This window comes from Pseudomonas sp. SG-MS2 (assembly GCF_009933855.1).
Lineage (GTDB): Bacteria > Pseudomonadota > Gammaproteobacteria > Pseudomonadales > Pseudomonadaceae > Aquipseudomonas > Aquipseudomonas putida_E.
This window is the reverse complement of sequence record NZ_MOMO01000101.1, coordinates 1-5,309: the sequence shown is the minus strand read 5'-3', so window position 1 is coordinate 5,309 and position 5,309 is coordinate 1. Positions and strand designations below refer to the sequence as shown.

The following is a 5,309-nucleotide window of genomic DNA, read 5'->3' as shown; positions in this document are numbered from 1 at the left end:
CCCACAATGATCAGCCGTCGGCGCAGGAGCCGACGCAACCCGTCACCCCCCCACCTGCCAAACGTTCCGGCACAGGCCTGGCCTTGCTGGCATTGTTGGTGGGTGCCGCTGGGGTCGCAGTGGGCGGGTGGGGTGTCTGGCAGGTGCGGCATCTGCAAGGCAGTGAGCTGAGCCAGGGTGAGCACCTCGAGGCGCTTAGCCAGCGTGCCGCTGCACTGCAGCAGCGCGAGCAACAGATCAGTGCCCAGTTGGCCAGCCTGCCGGCAGCCAGCGAACTGGAAGACCGCCGCCGCCTGGTGGCGCAGTTGCAGGGTGACCAGCAGCGCTTGAGCCAGCGGCTTGAAACCGTGCTTGGCGAAAGCCGCAAGGAATGGCGCCTGGCCGAGGCCGAGCACCTGTTGCGCCTGGCCACCCTGCGGCTTTCGGCCCTGCAGGACATCACCAGCGCCAAGGCCCTGGTCGAAGGCGCCGACGAAATCCTGCGCGAGCAGAGCGACCCTGGCTCGTTTGCCGCGCGCGAGCAGTTGGCGCGTAGCCTGGCAACGCTCAACAGCACCCAGCAGCCGGACCGTACCGGTTTGTATCTGAAGCTGGCTGCCCAGCGGGAGTTGGTGCAGCAGCTCAACGCCCAGTCGCCGGAATTCGACAGCGATGCCGATGCCCTCGGTGCTTTGACCGCCGATGGCGATGGCGCCAGCCGGCTGGCGCAGTGGTGGGCGGAGATTTCCAAGTACTTCCAGATCGACTTCAACGCCGACGACAACGTCCGTCCGTTGCTGGCCGGGCAGTCGCTCAACCAGTTGCGCCTGGCCCTGAGCCTGACCATCGAGCAAGCCCAGTGGGCTGCGCTCAATGGCGACGCCAAGGTCTACACCCAGGCGCTGGATGATGCGCGCAGTGTGCTGGTGGCCAATTTCAACGCTGACAACCCGCAGAGCAAGGCCATGCTCGAAAGCCTCAATGCGCTGGCCGAGCAACCGGTGTCGGTGGTTACCCCGGACCTGAGCGAAAGCCTGGCTGCGGTGCAGGCGTATATCCAGCGCCGCCATCTGCCTGCCGAGGGTGAGGGGAGCAAGCCATGAAACGTGTGTACCTGCTGGCCGTGCTGGCGATCGTGATCGCTGCGGCACTGGGCATCGCGGTGGCCAAGCACAGCGGCTACGTATTGATTTCCTACGGTGGCTTCCGTTACCAGTCCGGGCTGTGGGCGGCGCTCGCGGCGCTGGTTGCCGTGCTCGCACTGTTGTGGCTGCTGCGCTATCTGGTTGGGCTGGTGCTTACGTCCAGTGGTGTGGTCAACCCCTGGTCGCGACGTAACCGCAGCCGTCGCATTCGCATCGCAATCGAGCAGGGCCAGCTGGACCTCGCCGAGGGTCGTTGGGCCAGCGCCCAACGTCACTTGCACCGCGCCGCCGAGGCCGAACGCCAGCCATTGCTGTATTACCTCGGTGCCGCGCGTGCGGCCAATGAACAGGGGCGAACGGAAGACAGGGACAACCTGCTCGAGCGTGCACTGGAGCGTCAGCCCCAGGCGGAACTGGCGGTCGCCCTGGCCCATGCGCAATTGCAGATGGACCGTGGCGAAAGCGATGGCGCCCTGGAAGCCCTGCTGGCCATGCAGGAGCGGCACCCGCACAACAATCAGGTCTTGCGCTTGTTGCAGCGCCTGTATCTGGAGCGCGGCGACTGGTCGGCGTTGATTCGCCTGTTGCCCGACTTGCGCAAGGGCAAAGTGCTGCCGGCCGAGGAACTCGCTGCACTGGAACAGCGTGCCTGGGGTCAGAACCTGGGGCTTGCGGCGACCCGTGGCGACGATGAGCAAAGCGCCCGTCAGTCGTTGGAGCGCGCCTGGCAACAGCTGACTGCGGCCCAGCGTCAGGAGCCCCGGTTGGTGCTGGCTTATGCCGAACAACTGCGCCAGGTGGGCGCTCAAGGCGAAGCCGAACAGGTACTACGCGCTGCCCTCAAACGTGACTACGAAAGCCACCTGGCGCGCCTGTATGGCCTGGTGCGCGGCGATGATCCGGCGCGTCAACTGCAAACAGCCGAGGGCTGGCTCAAGGCGCATCCCCAAGACCCGAGCCTGTTGCTGACGCTTGGACGCCTTTGCTTGCAGAACCGCCTTTGGGGCAAGGCGCGCGATTACCTGGAAAGCAGCTTGCGCATGGAGCGCAACCCGGAAACCTGCGCCGAACTGGCCCGGCTGCTGGCTGGCCTCGGTGAGACCGAACGCAGTAACCAGCTGTTCCAGGAAGGCCTGGGCCTGCTTGATGAGCGGTTGTTGGCCCTGCCATTGCCCGAGGCCGTGCGCGCCTGAGAGGCCCCATGAGCCCGCACTGAAGGCGGGCTCATGGGGTGGTTGGTGAGTCTCGCGATACCTGTTTTCTTCTGTAATGCGCTTCGCAAGAAATTTCCCACAATGCGAGTGGAAATTTCTTCTACCCCTCAGTGACTTATCTCCCCTGTAGTGCCTTGAAACAAAGCACATCTTTCCTCTACCGTTCCAAGCCACTCAATTTGCCCCGGGACCACCACCTTTCATGTTGCCGGCCCGCTTGCGCACGTTTTTTCTACCGGCCTGCCTTGCCTCGTTGGCGGTGCTGGTCGCGTCCTTTTACCTGGAGCGCACCCTCGGTCTGGTGCCTTGCCCGCTGTGCTTCAGCCAGCGGTTTCTGTTGGGCGTGTATGCCATGATCTGCCTGTGTGCGGCCGTGCATGCGTCGGGCGTTGCCGCTGTGTGCCAGTATGCGCGAGCAGCCCTGGGTTGTTCGGCAGCCGGGGCCCTGCTGGCGGCCAGGCATGTCTGGATACAAGGGGAAATTGGTACAAGCCACGAGTGCCCGGCGCCTTTCTGGCATGTCGTGGAAAGCTCCTGGCGTGAAGCGGCCCGTCAACTCTTGCTCGGCGGCCCCGATTGCAGCTCGTTGACCTGGAGCTTTCTCGACCTGACCTTGCCCGAATGGAGCCTGCTGGCCTTCTTGCTGCTGGCAGTGCTGCCCTTGACCTGCCTACTGGCGTATCGTTTCCGCACACTGGGCAAAGCTTGAGTTGGCGCGGTTGCGGTAGCCGGCACGACCAGTGGTGATACCCCAGGGTATTAAACACTTGTATGAACTTTGTCTGCTGCGTACCTTGAAGGGCAGCACGCGCGGGAATAATCTCCCAGCACGCATACCAAAAACACAACTGCTCGATGCCGTCCTGCTGATGTCACCTTTGTACCGCACGATCGGGGTGCGAGGTGCAGCGGCATCTACCCAGAAGGGAAGAGATCGCCATGCTCGATAGTTGTCAGAACGCCCAGGAACGCTGGGGTGGGGTTCACAAGCTGATCGACACCTGGCTCAAGGAGCGGGAGGAGTTGGTTCAGGCCTTCGGTGCCTTGCGCGATGCCAAGCCGGCATTTGCGGACAAGGACAAGAGCCGCGACTTTTGTGCGGTGCTTGTCGATTACGTGTCAGCCTGGCATTTCGAGGTCAGTGAACAACTGGTCACCGAGGCCAAGGCGTTTGGTGACCAGAAAGCGCTGAAGCTGGCTGAAGAGATCAACCCGCGGATCAATGACATTACCCAGATTGCGCTGGCTTTCAATGACCATTGCGAGAAAGGTGATTGCAAGGACACTGAGCGCTTCGCCGATAAACTCGGCAAGCTCGGCAGCCTGCTGCACGAACGCTTCGAGCTCGAAGACTGCCTGATCGAGGTGTTGCACAACGCGCACAAGGAAGAAGACGCGGTCCAGGCCTGAGGGTCGACGTCAGCCGCCGACCGCCAGCAGCTCGATTTCGAACACCAGAGGTGTATAGGGCGCGATCAGATCACCCGCGCCCTCGGCACCGTAGGCTTGTGCCGAGGGGATCACCAGGCGCCATTTCGCTCCTGCTTTCATGTGTGGCAACGCCACCTGCCACCCTTCGATGACCGAGTCCAGGCTGAACCACTGTGGCTGCAGGTTCTGATCGAACACCGTGCCGTCAGGCAACTTGCCTACATAGCGTACTTGCACCTTGCCCTTGGGGTTGGGCTGCGCGCCGATACCACTTTTCAGTTCACTGTAGAGCACGCCCTCAGGCAGCTCATGCACACCGGCGCGTGCGCGTTCATTGGCCATGAAACGCGCCTCGATAGCTTGCAGTTTTTCCACTTCGGCTTGCACGGCGGCGTTGTTCGCCTGTTCTTCATGCTGCTGAAGAATGGCTTGCATGCGAGCCTTGTCGAGTTTGAGGGGCTGGTTCTGATAGGACTGGCGAAGGCCTTCAACCAACGCCTCCAGCTGCAATCCAGGCACTTCCTGGCGCAGTCGCTCTCCAAGGCTGGCGCCCAGGCTGTAGGCCACGTCGTGATCGCTGGCAGGAGCCGTTTCGGGGGCGGCGAGTGCGATAGGAGCCGCCAGGCACAGGCCGATAAAAAGATAACGAGGCATGGTCAACTCCGAGCTCAAGAGCTGCGAAGTATGCCAGCCTTGTTGCTTCGATTTGCGTAAATGTCGGCAACGATTTGCTAAGCAACTACACTTTCACGCAGCTGCAAGACAACAACTTTGCCCAGGCATGCAACGCGGCGCCAACGATACTGTCAACATGCCCTAGCGGCGGTAGCAGCACAAGCATAGTATTAGCCGCAAACTCGTCAGCCAGGAGGTAAACCATGTCGGCCAAGAAGAAGCCTGTAAGTACGCCGTTACACCTGCTCCAGCAACTTTCGGGCAGCTTGCTCGAACACTTGGAAGATGCCTGCTCGCAAGCGCTGGCTGATGCGGAAAAACTGCTGGCAAAGTTGGAAAAGCAGCGTGGCAAGGCCCAGGAAAAACTGCACAACGGTCGCCTGAAGTTGCAGGACGCGGCCAAGGCAGGTAAAGCCAAGGCCCAGGGCAAAGCCCAGAAAGCCATTGGTGAACTTGAGTCGTTGCTCGACTCGCTCAAAGAGCGTCAGACGCAAACCCGTACTTATATTCAGCAACTCAAACGCGATGCCCAGGAAAGCCTGAAGCTGGCCCAGGGTGTAGGCAAGGTGCGTGAGGCTGCTGGCAAGGCACTGGACCAGCGGGCTGTGGCAGCCAAATCGGCTAAGCCAGCCACTGCAAAAGTGCCTGCCAGAGCAGCGGCCAAACCTGCAGCAAGGCCGGCCGCCAAAGCTGCCGCAAAAGCGCCTGCCAAGGCCGCCGCTGCCAAGGCGCCGTCGCGCGCTGCTGCCAAGCCTGCTGCCGTAAAAGCCCCGGCCAAGGCTGCGGCTAAACCTGCAGCCAAACCGGCCGCTGCCAAAGCGGCTGCAGCCAAGGCGCCATCGCGCGCTGCTGCGGCCAAGCCTGC

6 protein-coding genes are annotated in these 5,309 nt (G+C 62.2%); 5 read left to right on the top strand and 1 reads right to left on the bottom strand.

The features are described from left to right. From BLX42_RS08270 to BLX42_RS08255, 4 genes are all read left to right on the top strand, one after another. Nucleotides 1-1,082, top strand: a 1,082-nt coding sequence (locus BLX42_RS08270; RefSeq protein ID WP_256671940.1) for a uroporphyrinogen-III C-methyltransferase, incomplete at its 5' end; no start/stop codon positions are given. Further along, entirely contained in the window at nucleotides 1,079-2,317 is a 1,239-nt protein-coding gene (locus tag BLX42_RS08265; RefSeq protein WP_046786960.1) for a heme biosynthesis protein HemY, read from the top strand. The genes BLX42_RS08270 and BLX42_RS08265, both read left to right, overlap by 4 nt. A gap of 223 nt (nucleotides 2,318-2,540) precedes the next feature. Beyond that, on the top strand, nucleotides 2,541-3,047 hold the full coding sequence (locus BLX42_RS08260; RefSeq protein WP_046786961.1) for a disulfide bond formation protein B: 507 nt from the start codon (nucleotides 2,541-2,543) through the stop codon (nucleotides 3,045-3,047). Nucleotides 3,048-3,277: 230 nt separating this feature from the next. After that, nucleotides 3,278-3,748, top strand: coding sequence for an Rsd/AlgQ family anti-sigma factor (locus BLX42_RS08255; RefSeq protein WP_046786962.1), 471 nt, complete (start codon nucleotides 3,278-3,280; stop codon nucleotides 3,746-3,748). Nucleotides 3,749-3,757: 9 nt separating this feature from the next. On the opposite strand, the gene BLX42_RS08250 is transcribed toward BLX42_RS08255, so the two are convergent. Beyond that, nucleotides 3,758-4,423 carry an FKBP-type peptidyl-prolyl cis-trans isomerase gene (locus BLX42_RS08250; protein ID WP_119688087.1) on the bottom strand — a complete coding sequence of 222 codons (666 nt, stop codon included), beginning with the start codon at nucleotides 4,421-4,423 and terminating at the stop codon, nucleotides 3,758-3,760. A gap of 224 nt (nucleotides 4,424-4,647) precedes the next feature. Between BLX42_RS08250 and BLX42_RS08245 the strand changes: the two genes are divergently transcribed. Beyond that, nucleotides 4,648-5,309 (top strand): AlgP family protein (locus BLX42_RS08245; RefSeq protein WP_161871540.1); only part of this gene is annotated, 662 nt, incomplete at its 3' end.

Coding starts and splice junctions, on each gene's coding strand:
- BLX42_RS08250 (WP_119688087.1), bottom strand. CDS start 4,423: ATGCCTCGTTATCTTTTTATCGGCCTGTGCCTGGCGGCTCCTATCGCA.
- BLX42_RS08260 (WP_046786961.1), top strand. CDS start 2,541: ATGTTGCCGGCCCGCTTGCGCACGTTTTTTCTACCGGCCTGCCTTGCC.
- BLX42_RS08255 (WP_046786962.1), top strand. CDS start 3,278: ATGCTCGATAGTTGTCAGAACGCCCAGGAACGCTGGGGTGGGGTTCAC.
- BLX42_RS08265 (WP_046786960.1), top strand. CDS start 1,079: ATGAAACGTGTGTACCTGCTGGCCGTGCTGGCGATCGTGATCGCTGCG.